This window comes from Planomonospora corallina (genome assembly GCF_042650625.1).
In the GTDB taxonomy this organism is placed as follows: Bacteria; Actinomycetota; Actinomycetes; order Streptosporangiales; family Streptosporangiaceae; genus Planomonospora_B; species Planomonospora_B corallina.
Genome location: NZ_JBHSBM010000011.1, coordinates 687,297 through 705,189 on the forward strand (window position 1 = coordinate 687,297; position 17,893 = coordinate 705,189).

Sequence of the window (17,893 nt, forward strand, 5' to 3'; positions counted from 1 at the left end):
ACGCGGCCGACCATCCGGGCGTACATCCGCACGGGGCTGGGGGCCGACGGCGGACTGAGGAAGCCGGGGAGCATGGGCAGGTCCACGGCGAACGGCTGGAGGCGCTCGTAGAGCTCGTCGGCGCCCGCCGGGCGGCGCACGGGATCCTTCTCCAGCAGCTGCCCGATCAGCCGGTCCAGCTCGCCGGGGACGTCCGGCAGCGGCGGCGGGCACTCCTTGACCTGGCGCTCGAACACGGCGTACTCGGTGGGCCCGGTGAACAGCTGCCTGCCCGTCAGCATCTCGTGCAGGACGCAGCCCAGCGCGTACAGGTCGCTGCGCGGGCCGGCCAGGCCGCGCTGGATCTGCTCGGGGGCCATGTAGGCGGGCGTGCCGAGCAGCTGGCCGATCCGGGTGAAGCGGGTGGAGCCGGTCTCGCGGAGCATCGCCAGCCCGAAGTCCAGGACCTTGACGCTGCCGTCGGGGCAGAGCATCAGGTTGGTCGGCTTGAGGTCCCGGTGGTAGATCGAGAGCGCGTGCGCGGCCGAGAGCACCGCGCAGGCCTGGGCGGCGATCGCGGCGGCCCACGGGACCGGGAGCGGGCCGTGCTCGCTGACCAGGTCGGCCACGGTGACGCCCTCGATGAACTGCATCACCTGGTACAGCCGGTGGCCCTCGGCGCCGAAGTCGTAGAGCACGGGGGCGCCGGGGTGCTCCAGCCTGGCCAGGATGCGGGCCTCCCGCAGGAAGCGCTGCTGCAGCTCCTCGTCGGGGCCGGTGTGCAGGCGCAGGAACTTCACCGCAACCCTGCGGTCGAGGTGCCGGTCGTGACCGGCGTAGACCGCGCCCATGCCTCCCTGCCCGAGGGGGAGGTCGTCGAGAACGTACCGGTCGCCGATGACCATCCGGCCCTCCCCTGCGGACTAACGGGCTCCTACACCCCTTGGTCGCACGGCCGCAGATGGCCGTCGACCAGTCCGTCAAAGCCTAACCGGATCAAGGTCTCTCCCAGCGCGGCCGCCTCACGCAATCGGTCCTCCATCGCCGTCAGGGCGCGGAAGGCCTCGCCGTACCGGCGCTGCTCGGCCAGGGGCAGCATCGGCACCCGGGTCCGCCGCACGTCGAGCCTGCTGGAGCCGGGGTGGGCGCGGGCGGTGTCGGCGGAGCGCAGGCATCCGGCCAGGAAGCCCGGGTCGAGCCGGTCCGGGTCCACCCGGTAGAGCGTGAGCTGCGGCCCCAGCGCCGCGCCGGGCTCGGTGACCACCCGGACCGCGCCGAGGGCGGTGGCGACGACGTCGCCCGGCCGGAGCATGACCAGCGCCGGGTCGGGCGGGGCCCCGCCGGAGGGCGGCCCGCCCGAGGCGACGTCGTCGGCGGTCAGGACCGGGACCGGGCCGGAGTCCGTGGCCATGCGCTGCGGGGCCGCCAGGAGGGTGACCAGCCCCGTCTTGACCAGCTCGCCGACCGTCGTGGCCGGCAGCTCCTGCCGCTCGGGCAGCGGCTCCAGCGGCGGCGGCGCCTCCGTGAGGACGGCCGAGGCCGCCCGGAAGCGGTCCAGCGTGTCACCGAAGTCGCGGACGAAGTCCAGCGGCCCCTGCTGCGGGCGGTGCCGGGCCGGGGTGAGGTCGACCTCGTCGTCGAGCAGGTCGATGATCCGCACGGTACGGCCGGCGCCGGACGGCTCCGCCTCCGGGTCCCGCGCGTAGGCGCGCCAGGCCGGCTCCACCACCGACAGGTCCTCGCCCGCGTCCACCAGCAGGAGCGCCGAGGGCGGCCTGCTCCCGTCGGGGCGGCGGAGCATCCACAGGTCGGGGCCGCCGGGGGCCAGGCTGATCACCGCGCGCAGCGCCCCGGCCCGCAGCAGGTTGCCCCGGATCCGCTTGCCGGGGCGGCGGCCGGCCGCGGCGGCGGGCATCAGGATCGCCACCAGGCCGCCCGGCCGCACGTGGCTCAGGCAGTGCTGGACCCAGGCCAGCTCGGATTCGCCGCGCGGCGGCATGCCGTACTCCCAGCGGGGGTCGCCGGTCAGCTCCTCGTGGCCCCACGCGCGCTCGTTGAACGGAGGGTCGCAGACCACCGCGTCGGCGAGCTCGCCGGCCAGGCCGTCCTCGCGGAGCGAGTCGCCGGCCGCGATCCGGGCCGGTGCGCCGCGCAGCAGCAGGCGGACCGCGGTGATCAGGGCGCTGGTCTCGTTGAGCTCCTGGCCGAGCGGGGCGGCGGCGTGCAGCAGGAGGGTGCCCACGCCGCAGGCGGGGTCGAGCACGGTGCCCGCGCCGGTCCGGCCGTCCCCGGCGGTCAGGCGGATCATGAGCGCCGCCAGGTCGTCCCTGGTCACCGCGAGCTGCCGGGAGCGTGCCTCGACGTAGCGCGCGCAGAGGAACTCGAAGGCCTCCCGCGGGCCGCGCTCGTCGGCCAGCCGGGCGGCCAGCCGGAGCAGCGCCGGGTCGGCCGGCGGCCGGGCGCGGCCGGGCAGGCCGGCCGTGGCGGCCGCCGCGCGGTCCGGGACGCACCGCACGCCGTGCTCGCGCCAGGTCTCCGGCTCGCGGTGCAGGAAGAGCAGGAAGGCGCCGATCCGGCCCACCAGCTCGCCCAGGCGCAGGTCGTCGACGGAGGTCCGCATCCGCTGCCAGACCAGGTCGCCGAGGGAGACCTCGAAGGACTTGCCGTTGTGGCGCAGCCACGCGGCGACCTCCGACAGGGAGAAGAGCGGGCTGGAGGCGGTGCCGCCGACCGGCTGCGGGAAGTCCTCGTGCCGGCGGCGCCAGTTGCTCACCGCGGCCCGTCCCACGTCGGCGAGCCGGGCGATGTCGCCCGCGTTGACGGTGATCTCCCGGCTCTCCTCCATGGACAGTCAGAGTAGTTGACAGAACTAAAACGGTCTACAACATTTTTGCTTGTGAAGTCCTTCAACCAGTGCTTTACTGCCTTCATGGCACAAAACGAAGGACTGGCACTGCGCTACGCCGCCCGCTCCGATGTCGGAGTCCGCCGCGAGGCGAACGAGGACTCGGGCTACGCCAGCCCGCGTCTGCTGGCCATCGCCGACGGCATGGGTGGCCACGCGGGCGGAGAGGTCGCCAGCTCGCTCGTCGTGACGACCCTGGCCGCGCTGGACGAGGCCCTCCCGGTGCCGGACGCCACCTTGGAGGAGAGCCTCCAGGGTGTCGCCAGAGACGTCAACCGCGCGCTGCGCGGGATGACCGAGCGCGAGCCCGCGCTGCGCGGGATGGGCACCACCTTCACCGCCATGCTCTGGGACGGCGCCGCGTTCGCCCTGGCCCACGTCGGGGACTCCCGCGCCTACATGCTGCGCGACGGCGCGCTCTACCAGATCACCCACGACCACACCCTCGTCCAGTCGCTGGTGGACGAGGGACGCATCACCCCCGAGCAGGCGGCCGAGCACCCGCGCCGGTCGATGGTCCTGCGCGTGCTGGAGGGGACCGGCGACGGCGACCTGGACCTGAGCCTGCGCGAGGCCCGGCCGGGCGACCGCTACCTCCTGTGCTCCGACGGCCTGACCGCCGTGGTCGGGCCGGAGGCCCTCTTCAACACCCTCACCGACGTCGACGACCCCGACGAGGCCGCCCGGTGGCTCATCGAGCTGGCCAACAGCGGGGGCGGCCCCGACAACATCACCTGCGTCGTCGCCGACTTCGGCCCCCACCCCGCCTCCACCGAGCGCCTCGTCGTGGGCGCCGCCGCCGAGCAGAGACTGACACCCTGACGCGGCGCCCGGTACGGCGGCGCTCCGGGCGGTGCCGGACACCACGGCGCCCCGGGTGGCTTCCGGCGCGGCGCTCCGGGCGGTGTCCGGCGCGGCGGCGCAGGACAGGCGGAGGGCCGGGCCCGGGAGAGGGCCCGGCCTCATCGCTCCGGCGCGAGCCGGTCGGCGGCCCGGTCGATGGCGGTGCCGACCCGGTCGGCGAGCAGGCCCACCGCGCCGACGGCCCGGGCCACCGGGTCGTCCTCGCCGCCGCCGAGCGCGCGGGCGCGCACGTAGGCGGCCTTCACCTCGGCCCACCGCGCGGCCTGCCCGGGGGTGAGCCTTCCCCTGATCTCGGCCAGCCTCAGCAGGTTCTCCTCGGCGCCGGACGTGAGCGTCTGCGCCTCGCCGAGGTAGTGGTCGTCGATGACGGCCTCCAGCTCGGCGTCGTTCATCACTGCCGAGATCCGCGCCGCCAGCTTGGTCATGTTCCGGTAGGAGCCCTGGAGCCGGAACGGCGGCTCGGTCCGCGCGGCGTCCGACTGCGCGGCCGAGGCGATGTAGGCCTGGTTGACGGACAGGACCACCCGCTGGACGTGGAGCAGCTTGCGCAGCACCGCGAGGATCTGCTCCAGCTCCACCGAGGAGTACGGATGGGCCAGCCGGTCGGCGCGGACGGCCGGGTCGCCCTGCGCCAGCCGTACCAGCAGGCGGACGTCCTCGCGCTCGCGGGTCGCCAGCGGAGCCAGGACGGGGTTGGAGGTCAGCGCCGTGTCGACGTAGCTCAGCGCGAACACCTCCTCCCTGCCGGAGAGCACGTCGCCGAGGTTCCAGACATCGGCGCGGTTGGCGAGCATGTCGGGGATGCGGAACCGCGCGCCCGACTCGGTGTACGGGTTGCCCGCCATGCAGACCGCGAAGCGCTTGCCGCGCAGGTCGTAGGTGCGGCTCCGGCCGTTCCAGACCCCCTCCATGCGGCGCTGGGCGTCGCACAGCGAGATGAACTTCTGCAGCAGCTCCGGTGAGGTGTGCTGGATGTCGTCCAGATAGAGCAGGACGTTGTTGCCCATCTCCAGCGCGAAGTTGATCTTCTCGACCTCCTGGCGGGAGGTCGCGTCCGGGGCCTCGGCGGGGTCCACCGAGGTGACCCGGTGACCCAGCGCCGGGCCGTTGACCTTCACGAAGACCAGGCCCAGGCGGTTGGCGACGTACTCCATCAGGGTCGTCTTGCCGTAGCCGGGCGGGGAGATGAGCAGCAGCAGGCCCATCTGGTCGGTCCGCTTGGCGTCGCCGCTCGCGCCCAGCTGCTTGGCCAGGTTGTCGCCGATGAGCGGCAGGTAGACCTCGTCGAGCAGCTGGTTGCGGACGAAGGAGCTCATCACCTTCGGCCGGTACTCCTCCAGCCGCAGGCGGGTGCGCTCGGCGGCGACCAGCTCGTTGCGGCGCCGCAGGTAGTCCCGGTAGGCCGGCGCCCGGTGGGTCCGGAAGCGCCTGGTCCGGGCGAGGAACTCGTCCAGGCGCACCGTCATGCTCCGGCCGGTGACGCGCGGGTGCGCGCCGAGCAGCCCCTCGACGGTCGCCTCCAGCGCCGCCGACGAGTCGTGGCGGGGCAGCCCTTCGCAGAGCAGTACGGCGACGGCCTCGGGCAGCTCGGGGCAGGAGCGGGCCAGGGCGGCGCCGGAGCCGTCCCCGGCGTTCCTGGAGTCCCCGCTGCCTCCGGACGCGCCTGCGGTCACGCCTGCGGTCACGGCTCCGGAGCCGCCCGCGAAGGCCTCCAGCCAGGCCTCGGCCAGCCGCCTGCGGCCGGGCAGGTCGCCGGCGAGGGCGCGCAGGTCCTCGGCGAAGTCGGCGCGGGCGGCGCCCAGCGCCCGGTCGAAGCGCTCCAGCAGCCTGCGGGCCCCGGCGCTCGTCACGAACCCGGCCGGAGCGCTCGCCAGCTCCTCGAACAGGTACTCCCCGGCCAGCTCGGAGATCTCCGCGGGATCCCCGAAGGTCCCGGAGGCCGCGGCTCCCCGTGCCTCCCCGGACACCGGTCCGCCGGATCCGGTCCGTGCCTCCCCGGGCACCGGTCCGCCGGATCCGCTCCGCCCGTCCGGCGCGGCCTCGTCACCTCCGCGGGCCGGCTGTGCCAGGAAGGCTCCGTCACCTCCGCGGGCCGGCTCCGCCAGGAAGGCCGCCACCGCCGAGCCCAGGGCGCGGCAGGTCTCCTCCACCGCCGCCACGTGCCCGAACCGGGCGCGTGCCCGGGCCAGCGAGACCGCCCGGGTGGTCCAGGAGGAGCGTTCGGCCTCGTCCGTCCCGAAGGCCCAGAAGAGCTGGGCCGCCGCCCGCGCGGCCGGGGGGTAGCGGAGCAGCCCGGCGCCCGCGTGCAGCCGGAGCAGCACGTCGAGGATCGCCGCGGCGTCGTGGTCGTGCACGCCCCGCTCGTAGCCCTCGTCGTAGCGGCTCTCCGCGGCCCGGCGGACGATCCGGAGCAGCTCCCCGTCGGCCACCGCCGCCTCGTGCAGCGCGTCGAGCGAGACCGTGAGCCCGCCGGAGCCGCCCTCCACGAGCGGGGTGCCCGCCTCGGCGGCGGCCAGGACCGCGGCGGCCAGGTGCTCGGCCCGGTAGACGTCGGGCGACTCCGAGACCAGCAGCTGCGACCAGAACGGCCGGGTCGCGGCGAACGCGGGGTCGCCGACGGGGGCGCGGTAGTCGGTCCCGGTGACGGCGAAGGCCATCTCCCCGCCGTGCGGGACCAGCGTCAGGTCCGCCTCCTGGGTGTTGACCGCGAACCGGTGCCGGCCCAGCCGGATGGTCTCGCCGCCGTCGGTGTAGAGGTCGAGCCGGTCGCGCAGCGCCCGCCCGGCCTCCTGCCGGGCCGCCTTGACCCGGCCCTCCAGCTCCTCGGCGCGGACCTGGTCGCCCAGCTCGCGCAGCTCGGCGGCGACCGCGTGCAGCTTGCGCACCATCGGGTCGGAGGCGAAGTAGGTGTTGACCTCGTCGACCGAGCCGAGCGAGGAGACCCGCCGCTGCACGCTCGCCAGGATCCGGTCCGCCGAGCCGGCCAGCCGGTCGGCCCGGCGGGCCCGCTCGTCCAGCAGGGCCTGCCGCCGGGAGGAGAACGCCTCGTAGACGTCCTCCCGCTTGGCGGACAGCTCCGCGAGGAAGTCGTCGAACTCGGTGAAGCGCGACTCCAGGTTCTCCAGCTGCAGCATCAGCCGGCCGAGCTGCTCGTCGCACCGGTCGGGGGTGTCGGCCACCGCCAGGGCCCCGGTGATCGCCTGCCCCAGCAGGGCGAACTCGGCGGCGAAGGCGGCCCGGCCCTCGGCGGTCAGCAGCTCGCGCCGGCGCGCCCGCAGGGTGGCCCGCGCCCGGTTGACCCCGCCGAGCACCTCGCCCACCCGCTCCAGGATGGCGGTGCGCACCCCGGCGTCGGCGATGTCGAGCGTGCCGACCACCTCGATGACCACCTCCAGGCCGCGGGCCTGCACGGTCAGCCGCTCGTCGACGGGCTCGGCCTCGGCCGTGGAGGTGATCTCCGCGGCCTTCGCGGCCAGGCGCCCGACCTCGTCGCGGTAGTCGGCGAAGGCGTCCTCGCCCGACAGGAAGGCGACCGCGCGCTGCGCCGTACCGTCGAGCCCGTCCCGCAGCTCGGCGTCCAGCCGGTCGATCCGGCCGGTGTCGGCGTAGCGCAGCTCGCGCAGGGTCACCAGGTGTCCCTGCGCCTGGCGGAGCCCGTCCAGCCGGGTGACCCACTCGGCGGCCGAGCGGGCCGCCTCCCCGCGAGCCCGGCGCAGGAGGGAGGCGATCTGCGCGGCGGCCTCCTCCACCGCCGTCTCGGCCTGCCCCGTGAGGGAGCGGACCTTCTCGAACTCGTCCAGCACCTGCTCGGCGGTGGCCCGCAGGTCGGCCAGGGGAGTGCGCAGGTCCCCCTGCACACCGGGGTCGCCCAGCCAGTGGTAGTGGTCGAAGACCCGCGTGCAGGCCGCGATCAGTGCCTCGAACACCGCCTGCGAGGGCGCCATCTCCTCGACCATGCGGGCCACCGAGAGGCAGTCGGAGATGCCGCGCACCAGCTCGGCGTTGCCGATCCGCTCCAGCGGGCCGGTCCCGACCGGCTGGGCGGCGGCGTAGACGTCGGAGGTGAACGGCGTCTGCCACACCTGCATCGGGTGCACCCGGGTCGGCTCCTCCGAGACCGCCCGGAACACCACCAGCGTGCCGTCGTCGAACAGCGAGTAGCCGTGGCAGGGGATCGGCGTCGCCACCTGCTTGCGGATCACGTTGTACGGCAGCAGCAGCGAGCGGCCCTCGGCCCGGGCGTGGAACACGTAGAGCACGTCCTCGCCGTTGACCGAGCGGATGACCCGCTCGAACTCCAGGTCGGTGACGTCGGTGTCGAAGGTCTTGCTCACCCCGGTGGACAGGTAGTAGCCGCCCGGGAAGATGATGCCCTGGTCCTCCGGGAGCCGCCGGCAGGCCTGGCCGATGCCGTCCAGCCGCACGACCTCCTTGGTCCGGGTGTTGAAGACCAGGTGCCGCCACTCCGTCTCGTTGTAGGGCCGGATGCGCAGCAGGATCAGCGGGCCGATCCTGGCGTGCTGCACGTCGGCGTCGGCGAGGCTCTGCAGCGGCTCGGCGACCGGCTCGTGGTAGATCCCCTCGCCGGTCTCCGTGTTGTTCTCGATCTTGATGGTGAGGTCGCCGCCGACGGTCTCGACGAACACCTCGCCCTGGATCGAGATGTGCGGGTGCCGGCCGAGGACGTGGTCGTCCCGGGTGGTGGCGGTCCACTCGAAGTCGTGCGAGGCGGGGAAGACGTGGTCGCGCTCGCCCCGGTCGTCGATGTAGGTGAGCGAGCCGTCCGTGCCGACCTGCCAGCGCAGCACCCGGATGTCCTGCGGGCCGGTCCGGAAGACGGCCAGCAGCTTGCCGTCCACCCGGCGGAGCTGGATCAGCCGGGTCTCCCGGTAGTACCGGTAGAGCTCGGCGAAGTCCCGCTCGAACTGCGGATGGTGGAAGAGCGGCTCGGGGTCGAACCGGAAGGCGTCCGAGTCCCGGCTGAAGCGGTGCATGGAGAAGACGTCGGCGACGGTCGTCTCCGGCTTCAGCCCGATGAAGACGTTGTACCCGAAGAGCATGAGATCGCCGATCGAGACGATGTCGCGGGGCACGCAGTTGTTCTCGGTGCGGATCCGCTCGGTCCCGATCAGGCGGAGCTCGGTCCCGCCGAAGACCTCCAGGCGCCGGGCGTTGAGCTCCTCGGCCCGCCGGGCCAGCTCCCCGGCCTGCTCGGCGAGGCGGGCGCGGAGCACCTCGTAGGTGCCCGCGTCCAGCGCCTGCTCCGTCGTGCCCTGCGGGCCGGTGAGGGCCTCGGAGGTGTCGGTGACGCTCACGTCCGGCGTCACTCCCGGCCCGCGTCGGCGACGGGGCCGCCCCCGGCGCTGCCGTTGCCCGCCGCCGGCACGTCCGTGACGGTCACCGGGACGTCCGTACCGGTCGCCACCGTGGCGGTGGGCGTCACCGGCACCGCGGCGGCCGTCGTCACGGTCGCGGCGCCCCCGCCGTTCCCACCGCTGCCGCCGGAGCCGAGCAGCTCGCGCAGCCGGGCCCCCTCGGGGCCGCCCTCGTTCACCAGCTTCACCAGCAGCGCCGAGAGCGACAGATCGCGCACGTCCGAGCTGCCCAGCGAGCCGAGCACCCGGGTCAGGTCGGCGGGCAGGCTCTGGGACCCGTCGAGGTACGGCCCGGCGAGCGTGCGGGCCACGCCGGAGTGCTCCACGAAGCCGTCCACGCTCTTGCCCATGGCGACCGCGCCGACCAGCTTGTCGAAGAACACGCTGTCGCCGCCGACGATGTCGATGTCGGCCTTCTCCAGCCCGGCGGCGAGCACCACGGCCTGCGCCTCGGCGACCTTGACCTGGGAGGTGACGCCGGCCAGGCGGATCTCCTTCTCCGCCTCCAGCCGCAGGCGGTACTCCTCGTGGCCCCGGCTCGCCTCGTCCATCGCGGCCAGCGCCGCCGCCTTCTCGGTCAGACCCTCGGCCTCGGCCTTGAGCGTCTCGCCGACCCGGGCGGCCTCGGCCAGCGCCTTGGCCTGCTCGCCGTCGGCCTCCGCCATGAGCTTCTCGCGCAGCCCGGCGGCGACGGCCTGGGCCCTGGCCTGCTCGCCCTCGGCGGCGGCCAGCGCCTTCTCCCGCTCGACCGCGGCCTCGGCCCGGCCGACCTTCTCGATCGCGGCGGCGTTGCGCTCGGCGACCTGCACCTCGGCCAGGCCGGTCGCGGCGGCCTCGGCCTGGACGCCCTCGGCCAGGCGGATCTTGGCGCGGGCGTCGAGCTCGGCGGCCTGCTGGCGCGCCTCGGCCAGCACCAGGGACTCGCGGGCCTTGTGCTTGGAGGCGGCCTCGGCCGCCTCGGCGGCCTTGATGTCCTTGACCAGCTTCTCCTGCGCCTCGGCCTCGGCCTGGATGATCACGGCCTGGCGGGTGCGCTCGGCCTCCTCGACCACCCGCAGGCGCTTGATGCTCTCCTCCTGCTCGGCGACCGTCTTCTCCACCGCGACGCGCTCGCGGACGACCTCGGCGATCGAGCGCTTCTCGCCCTCGAGCTCCTTGTCCTTGGCGATGCGGGACAGCTCGGTCTCGCGCTCGCGGGCGATGACCTCCAGCAGACGGTCCTTCTCGATCCGCTCGCTCTCGATGGCGATGACCCGCTCGCGGTTCTTGGCCGCCACCTCGATCTCCCGGGCCTGGTTCTCCCGCTGGATGCCGAGCTGCTCCTCGGTGCGCAGGTCCGCGGTGCTGGCCTTGAGCCGCTCCTCGGCCCGGACCCGGGCGATCTCGGCCTCCTCGCGGGCGCGCATGGTCTCGACCTCGCGCTTCTGCTTGATCTCCGCGTCGGCCTGGCGGCGCTCCAGCTCCAGGATGGCCTCCCGCGCGTCCACGTTCTGGCGGGTGATCTCCTTCTCCTCGTGGCGCTGGTACTCGTTGGTCCGCACGTGCTCGATCGCGGTCAGCTCGGTGATCTTGCGGATGCCCTGGGCGTCGAGGATGTTCGCCGGGTCGAGCTTGCTCAGCGGCGTCTGCTCCAGGTAGTCGATCGCCGCGTCCTCGAGGCTGTAGCCGTTCAGGTCGGTGCCGATGACCTGGATGATCTGGTCGCGGAAGTGATCGCGCTGGGTGTAGAGGTCGACGAAGTCGAGCTGCTTGCCGACGGTCTTCAGCGCCTCGGAGAACTTGGCGTTGAACAGCTCCTGCAGCGTCTCGGCGTCACTGGCCCGGGCGGTGCCGATGGCCTGGGCGACCTTCACCACGTCCTCGACGGTCTTGTTGACCCGGACGAAGAAAGTGATCTTGATGTCGGCCCGGATGTTGTCCCGGCAGATCAGGCCCTCCTTGCCGGAGCGCTCGATCTCGATGGTCTTCACCGAGATGTCCATGAACTCGGCCTTGTGGACCACGGGCAGCACGACCGCCCCGGTGAAGGTGACGTCGACCTTGTTGACCTTGGACACGATCAGCGCCCTGCCCTGTTCGACCTTGTGGAACAGGCGCGTGATCATGAAGACGATGCCGATGAGGACGAGCAGGGCGAAGCCCAGGAGCACGCCGAAACCGGTGGAGATGACGTCCATGTGTTCCCTCAACTAGATGGGACGGTCGGGGTCGAGTTCCGCGTCGTACGGCGTCACCCAGAAGAACTCGCCGTCGGAGTCGTAGGCGTAGATCAGGGCGGTGCTGCCGGCGCCGAAGACGTCGTCGCCGGTCTGTCTGACCTGTACGAGGGCGGAGGAGCCGTCGCGGGAGGTGATCTCGGCCTGGCCGAAGTCCCTTCCCACCCGGCTGGTGCGGATGACGCAGGTGCGGCCCACGAAGTCGGCGCGGGAGGGAACGCGCTCCTTCGACGCGGCGCGCTGCAGCGGCACCGCCAGCAGGCGAGCGCCGATCCAGGCGCAGGCGAGCGCCGCGACGAGCACCGCGACCAGGAGGACGGCCTGGGGGAAGGCAGGGATCCCGGCGACGAGGGCCGAGCCGGTGAGGCTGGTGAACCAGGCGATGGAGACCATCGCGGAGACGGTCACGCCGACCGGCACTCCGCCGAGCCCGAGGAAGGCCAGGAGCCCGCCGACGCCTCCCGCGCCCCCTGCATCCCCCGCGTCACCGGCGAGCTCGCTCCCGCCGCCCGCCGCGTCACCGTCGAGCGCGCCCCCGGTGAAGAGGGTGAGAATCCAGTAACCGGCCACCACGAGCAGCGGGAAACTGAACAGGACGGTGGGGAAAGAGAGCGCGGCCTCGATGAACCGTTCCAACCGACCCATGGATGTAGAAGATCCCCCTGCTGGCAACCCCGTGGCCGCGTCCCCGAACGCGTGCTCCGACTATAACTTGGTAAAGAACGGGCAAAAGAAATAGTTCCTGAAATCCCGAAAAAATCTTGACCTGGATGGCTGCGGGGTCCCGGGAATCCCGTGCTTTCCGGGACCCCCGGGGTGCGGCCGGCGGAGTGCGCCCCGGTGAAGACGCCGAGCCGCTCGCAGGGTGTTCCGGGCGGGGGCGGCCGCCATGGTCATCCCGCCGTGGTCATCCCGCCGACCGGCGCGCCTGTCTCACCTCGCGGGTGCTCGCCCAGGCGTCCGCCACCGGGCCCAGGTGCCCGAGCTTGTCGGGGTTGATCACCGAACGGATGGTCTGGATCCGTCCGCCGAGCACATCGAGCGCCAGGGTGTGGAGCACTCTGCCGTCCCGGTCCCGGAAGACCGCCCCCGGCTCGCCGTTGACCTCGTGCGGCTCGAACGTCACACCGATCCGGGCCATCAGGGGGAAGACGGAGGCGAGCAGCCGGGCGACGTTCTCGGCGCCGACGACGGCCCTGGCCAGTTGCGGGGCCCTGCCGCCGCCGTCGCCGGCCATCGACACGTCGGCGGCGAGCAGCTCCCGCAAACCGGTGACGTCGCCCTCCCGCAGGGCGTCGAAGAACCGCGCCGCGAGTTCCGCCCGCTCCGCCCGGTCCGCTTCGAAGCGTGGACGCCCGGCCTCCATGTGCCGCCGCGCCCGCACCGACAGCTGCCGGCAGGCCGCCTCCGACCGTCCCACCGCCGCGGCGACCTCGCCGAACCCGAAGCCGAACACCTCCCGCAGCACGAACACCGCCCGCTCCAGCGGGCTGAGCCGCTCCAGCAGCAGCAGCGCCGCCATCGACACCGAGTCGGCGAGCTCCACCGACCGCGCCGGGTCCTGGTACGGATCGCTCAGCAGCGGCTCGGGGAACCACGGGCCCACGTACTCCTCCCGCCGGACCCGGGCGGAGCGCAGGACGTCGATCGAGATCCGCGTCACCGTGGCGGACAGAAAAGCCCTGGTCGACGCGGGGCGGGCCGCCGAGCCGTCGAAACGCAACCACGTCTCCTGCACCGCGTCCTCGGCCTCGCCCACACTGCCCAGAATCCGATAGGCGATCGAGAACAGCAGCGGTCGCAGCTCCTCGAACTCCTCGACCTTGCTCACACCGACTCCCTCACCCTGGAGGTCCTCCCGCCGGGCCGTACTCGCCGGCGCGGACCTCCCCACCGATCATCGGGACCACCGGGCCGCCCGAGTGACGGCCCGGGCCCCGGGGTCCGGGCCGTTCAACGGATCAGTGGAACCGGCCGGGCTCGTAGCCGCCGGCCGGCTGACGGGTGATGATGTTCAGCCGGTTCGCCGCATTCATGAAGGCGACCAGGGTCACCAGCGCGGTGAGCTGCTCCTCGTCGTAGTGCATGGCGGCATGCGCCCAGACCTCGTCGCCGACCCCGCCGGCCGCGTCCGCGACCCGGGTCCCCTCCTCCGCCAGCGCCAGCGCGGCGCGCTCGGCCTCGGTGAAGACCGTGGCCTCCCGCCACGCCGCCACCAGGTTCAGCCGCACCGAGGTCTCCCCGGCTGCGGTGGCGTCCTTGGTGTGCATGTCGATGCAGGCGGCGCAGCCGTTGATCTGGCTCACGCGCAGCGCCACCAGCTCCTGCGTCACGGCCGGCAGCGGGGACCCCTTGAGCGCCTTGCCCGCCGCCATGAAGTGCTTGAGGATCTGGCCGGCGGTCGGGGAGGCGAAGTAGTTCAGCCGCGCATCCATGGTGTGCTCCTCTGCGGTCGTCAGTGGCTACACCCCTTGAGACGAGGTGGCCCGACCCCCTGTGACACGGATGGATGTGATCTGCGTCTCCCGCCCGCAGGCGCCGGCCCCGCCCGCTAGGTGCTGGTGACCAGGTAGGCGAGCCCGATGAGGATGACGACGGGGATGAGCCAGACGACGGCCTCGCGGGCGAATTCCTTGTACACGGTGGTGTCGTCCCTTCGCGAGAACGTGACCGAGACAGGCGTGGAACCGACCATAACCCCGCCTCGGGGTCCCGCCAAGGTCCGCCGCGCCGGCCGGTCACGGCGTGTCCGCGGACCGCGGCGCCCGCGCCGCCTACGGTGTCTGCGGTTCGGCGGCGCCGACGATCACGGGGGTGTCCTGCGCGGGACCCGGCTCGTCCACCACGTCGGCCAGCACGCAGGTGATGTTGTCCGGGCCGCCGCCGTCGCAGGCCAGCTCGATGAGCGTGCGGGCCGCGGTGTCGAGGTCGTCGATCGTGGCGAGCACGTGCCGGAGCCGGTTGGCGTCGACCACCCCGGACAGGCCGTCGGAACAGAGCAGGTAGCGGTCGCCGACCTCGGCGTCCCGCAGGGACAGGTCGACCTCGATGCTCTCGCTGCCGTCGAGGACCTGGAGCAGGATCGACCGGTGCGGGTGCCGGGCCGCCTCCTCGGCGGTGATCCGCCCGTCGTCCATCAGCGTCTGGACCAGCGTGTGGTCGTAGGTGATCTGGTAGAGGTCGCCCTCGCGGAGCAGGTAGGCACGGGAGTCCCCGATGTGGGCCAGGGCGACGTGCAGCCCGTCCCAGAGCATCAGGGTCAGTGTGGTGCCCATCCCGGTGAGGCTCGGGTCCTGCGCGACCAGCTCGCGCAGGCGCCGGTTGGCCCGGTGGACCCCGGCCTCCGCCGCGGCGGCCAGGTCCGCGGGGTGCTCGTGGTCCAGGGACGCGACCACGGCCACCGCGGCCGAGCTGGCCACCTCCCCGCCCACGTGGCCGCCCATTCCGTCGGCGACGGCCAGCAGCCTCTGGCCGGCGTAGGCGGAGTCCTCGTTGCCCTGGCGGACCCGGCCGACATCCGAAGCCGCCGCGTAGCGGAGCATGATCATCTACACACCACTGCTGAAACGTCGAGTCGCACGGGTGGGTCGCTTTCGGACGGTCGGTACGGGCATGAGATCTTCCAACGATCCACCGTGCGCCGTGGGTGGCGCAAGCGACCGGGAGAAGTGTCGTCGTAATCGTTGACGCACCTGGCGGCGCGTAAGCTGTTCCGACACCTGACAGTACCCGGACACGCGTCCCCATGACACGGCGAGGAGAGCACGATGACCACCGCGATCGCGCAGGAGGCGGCGCGGCGCCGCACATTCGCGGTGATCAGCCACCCCGACGCCGGTAAGTCGACGATGACCGAGGCTCTGGCGCTGCACGCCTCGGCCATCATGGAGGCCGGCGCCGTGCACGGCAAGGCCGGCCGGCGCGGCGTGACCTCCGACTGGATGGACATGGAGAAGGCCCGCGGCATCTCCATCACCTCGGCCGCGCTCCGCTTCGAGTACCGCGGGCACATGTTCAACCTGGTCGACACCCCCGGCCACGCCGACTTCTCCGAGGACACCTACCGGGTGCTGGCCGCCGTCGACTGCGCGGTCATGCTGCTGGACGCCGCCAAGGGCATGGAGCCGCAGACCCTCAAGCTCTTCGAGGTCTGCCGCCACCGCCGCATCCCCGTCATCACGTTCGTCAACAAGTGGGACCGGCCCGGCCGCGAGGCGCTGGAACTGCTGGACGAGATCGAGGAGAAGACCGGTCTGCGGCCCACCCCGGTCACCTGGCCGATCGGCACCGGCGGCTTCTTCCACGGGGTCATCGACCGGCTGGCCGGCCGGGCCGTGCGCTACACCCGGACGCCGGGCGGAGCCACCAAGGCCATCGAGACCGAACTCACCCCCGAGCAGGCGCTCGCCGAGATCGGGGAGGACTGGGAGCGGTCGAAGGACGAGGCCGACCTGCTGACGGAGATCGGCGCCGACCACGACCAGAAGGCGTTCGAGTCCCACGAGACGACCCCGGTGCTGTTCGGCGCGGCCCTGTCCAACTTCGGCGTCGGCCGCCTGCTGGACGCCATGGTGGACCTCGCCCCGCCGCCCGCGCCCCGTCCCGACGCCAAGGGCGACCCGCGCCTGCTGGAGGAGCCGTTCTCCGGCCTGGTCTTCAAGGTCCAGGCCAACATGGACCCCTCGCACCGCGACCGGATCGCGTTCGTGCGGGTCTGCTCCGGCCGCTTCGAGCGCGGCATGGTGCTGACCCACGCCGCGACCGGGCGCCCCTTCGCCACCAAGTACGCCCAGTCGGTCTTCGGGCAGGAGCGCGCCACGATCGACGAGGCCTACCCCGGTGACGTGATCGGTCTGGTCAACGCCACCGCGCTCCGGCCGGGCGACACCCTCTACGACGGCCGGCCGGTCGAGTTCCCGAAGATCCCCAGCTTCGCGCCGGAGCACTTCTGGACCGCCCGAGTCCGCGACTCCAGCCGGTCCAAGCAGTTCCGCAAGGGCATCGAGCAGATGGAGGCCGAGGGCGTCGTCCAGGTGCTCCGCTCCGAGATCCGCGGTGACCAGTCGCCGGTGCTCGCGGCGGTCGGCCCGATGCAGTTCGACGTGGTCAAGCACCGGCTGGCCGGGGAGTTCAACACCGAGATCGCCCTGGATCGGCTCGACTTCAGCCTCGCCCGTCTCACCGACGCCGACTCGGCGCCGATCCTGGCCCGCCAGCGCGGGGTGGAGGTCCTCACCCGGACCCTCGACGGGGCGCTGCTGGCGCTGTTCACCGACGAGTGGCGGATGCGCGGCGTGCTGCGGGACCATCCGGACCTGAAGCTGGAGCCGCTGCTCGCCGACACCCGGGGCTGACCCGCCGTACGGCCCCGCGCCTGCTCACAGGACCGGCGGGGCCGGTTCGGAGCGGTGGGAGCGTTCCCACAAGTGTGCCCGGCATGATGTGATATGTCGCTATGAGCACGATTAAGTGGGGCATCCTGGCGACCGGCGGCATCGCCGCGACCTTCACCGAGGACCTGAAACTGCTGCCGGACGCCGAGGTGGTCGCCGTCGGGTCCCGGTCGATCGAGAGCGCCCGGGCCTTCGCCGACCGCTACGGCATCCCCCGTGCCCACGGCACCTGGGCCGAGCTGGCCGCCGATCCCGAGGTGGACATCGTCTACGTCGCCACCCCGCACAGCGCCCACTACGACGCGGTCACGACCTGCCTGAACGCCGGCAAGGCCGTGCTGTGCGAGAAGCCGTTCACCCTCGACCGGACCCGGGCCGCCGAACTGGTGGACCTCGCCCGCGAGCGCGGCCTGTTCCTCATGGAGGCCATGTGGATGCGCTGCAACCCGGCCATCCGCAAGATCGTCGAACTGGTCCGCGAGGGCGCGCTCGGCCCGGTGAACACCGTCCACGCCGACTTCGGCATCTCCGTCTCCGTCGGCCCCGACCACCGGCTCCGCGACCCGGCGCTGGGCGGCGGAGCCCTGCTCGACCTCGGCGTCTACCCGGTCTCCTTCGCCCACATGGTGCTCGGCGCCCCCGAGAAGGTGCAGGCCTGGGCCCGGCTGACCCCGGAGGGCGTGGACGAGAACACCGGCATGCTGCTCGGCTACCCCGACGGCGCGGTCGCGGTGCTGTCCTGCGGGATCACCACGCACAGCCCCGTCACCGCTTCGATCTCCGGACCGCTCGGCCGGATCGAGCTGCCGCACCTGTTCTTCCGGCCCGAGGCGTTCACCCTCTACCGGACGGACGGCGAGCCGGAGACCTTCCAGGTGCCCTTCGACGGCAACGGCATGAACCACGAGGCGGCCGAGGCCATGCGCTGCCTGCGTGAGGGCCTGCTGGAGAGCCCGCTGGTGCCCTGGAGTTCGACGCTCGAGGTGATGGGCATCCTGGACGAGGTCCGCGCTCGGATCGGCGTGCGCTTCCCCGGAGAGTGACCGGCCGCCCGGACGGGCTTCCTGTACGGCGGGTCGTTCGGCCGGGTCCTTTTCTTCTTGGACGGGTCCGGCGTTCCCGTGCCGGGCCGGTGTCCGCGGGCGCGGGGGCGGGCCGGTG

Annotated in this window: 11 protein-coding genes; 3 read left to right on the forward strand and 8 right to left on the reverse strand. The window is 72.9% G+C overall.

What is annotated here, in order from left to right; translation table 11 throughout:
- Positions 1 to 884: serine/threonine-protein kinase (locus ACFOWE_RS07935; protein WP_377286423.1), on the reverse strand; the 884-nt coding region annotated here is incomplete at its 3' end.
- Between the two features lie 29 nt (positions 885 to 913).
- Positions 914 to 2,824 (reverse strand): N-6 DNA methylase, encoded by a 1,911-nt coding sequence (locus tag ACFOWE_RS07940; RefSeq protein ID WP_377286425.1) that lies wholly within the window; start codon positions 2,822 to 2,824, stop codon positions 914 to 916.
- Between the two features lie 84 nt (positions 2,825 to 2,908).
- On the opposite strand from ACFOWE_RS07940, the gene ACFOWE_RS07945 reads away from it, so the two are divergent.
- Positions 2,909 to 3,706, forward strand: a complete 798-nt coding sequence (locus ACFOWE_RS07945) for a PP2C family protein-serine/threonine phosphatase (RefSeq protein ID WP_377286426.1) — start codon at positions 2,909 to 2,911, stop codon at positions 3,704 to 3,706.
- A 140-nt stretch (positions 3,707 to 3,846) separates the two neighbouring features.
- Here the strand turns inward: ACFOWE_RS07945 and ACFOWE_RS07950 are convergent, their stop codons facing one another.
- From ACFOWE_RS07950 to ACFOWE_RS07975, 6 genes are all read right to left on the reverse strand, one after another.
- Positions 3,847 to 9,063: a DNA repair ATPase gene (locus tag ACFOWE_RS07950; RefSeq protein ID WP_377286428.1), complete on the reverse strand. Its 5,217-nt coding sequence runs from the start codon at positions 9,061 to 9,063 to the stop codon at positions 3,847 to 3,849.
- Positions 9,064 to 9,071: 8 nt separating this feature from the next.
- Positions 9,072 to 11,300: a flotillin family protein gene (locus tag ACFOWE_RS07955; protein ID WP_377286429.1), complete on the reverse strand. Its 2,229-nt coding sequence runs from the start codon at positions 11,298 to 11,300 to the stop codon at positions 9,072 to 9,074.
- Between the two features lie 12 nt (positions 11,301 to 11,312).
- Positions 11,313 to 11,984 (reverse strand): hypothetical protein, encoded by a 672-nt coding sequence (locus ACFOWE_RS07960; RefSeq protein WP_377286430.1) that lies wholly within the window; start codon positions 11,982 to 11,984, stop codon positions 11,313 to 11,315.
- Between the two features lie 262 nt (positions 11,985 to 12,246).
- Positions 12,247 to 13,170 carry an RNA polymerase sigma-70 factor gene (locus ACFOWE_RS07965; protein WP_377286431.1) on the reverse strand — a complete coding sequence of 308 codons (924 nt, stop codon included), beginning with the start codon at positions 13,168 to 13,170 and terminating at the stop codon, positions 12,247 to 12,249.
- Between the two features lie 130 nt (positions 13,171 to 13,300).
- Positions 13,301 to 13,774, reverse strand: coding sequence for a carboxymuconolactone decarboxylase family protein (locus tag ACFOWE_RS07970; RefSeq protein ID WP_377286433.1), 474 nt, complete (start codon positions 13,772 to 13,774; stop codon positions 13,301 to 13,303).
- Between the two features lie 339 nt (positions 13,775 to 14,113).
- Positions 14,114 to 14,887, reverse strand: coding sequence for a PP2C family protein-serine/threonine phosphatase (locus tag ACFOWE_RS07975; RefSeq protein WP_377286435.1), 774 nt, complete (start codon positions 14,885 to 14,887; stop codon positions 14,114 to 14,116).
- Between the two features lie 219 nt (positions 14,888 to 15,106).
- Here ACFOWE_RS07975 and ACFOWE_RS07980 point away from each other — a divergent pair, with 219 nt between their 5' ends.
- Together ACFOWE_RS07980 and ACFOWE_RS07985 are read left to right on the forward strand one after the other, a co-directional pair.
- Positions 15,107 to 16,693 (forward strand): peptide chain release factor 3, encoded by a 1,587-nt coding sequence (locus tag ACFOWE_RS07980; protein ID WP_377286437.1) that lies wholly within the window; start codon positions 15,107 to 15,109, stop codon positions 16,691 to 16,693.
- A 101-nt stretch (positions 16,694 to 16,794) separates the two neighbouring features.
- Positions 16,795 to 17,775 carry a Gfo/Idh/MocA family protein gene (locus ACFOWE_RS07985; protein ID WP_377286438.1) on the forward strand — a complete coding sequence of 327 codons (981 nt, stop codon included), beginning with the start codon at positions 16,795 to 16,797 and terminating at the stop codon, positions 17,773 to 17,775.
- The last annotated feature ends 118 nt before the right edge of the window (positions 17,776 to 17,893 follow it).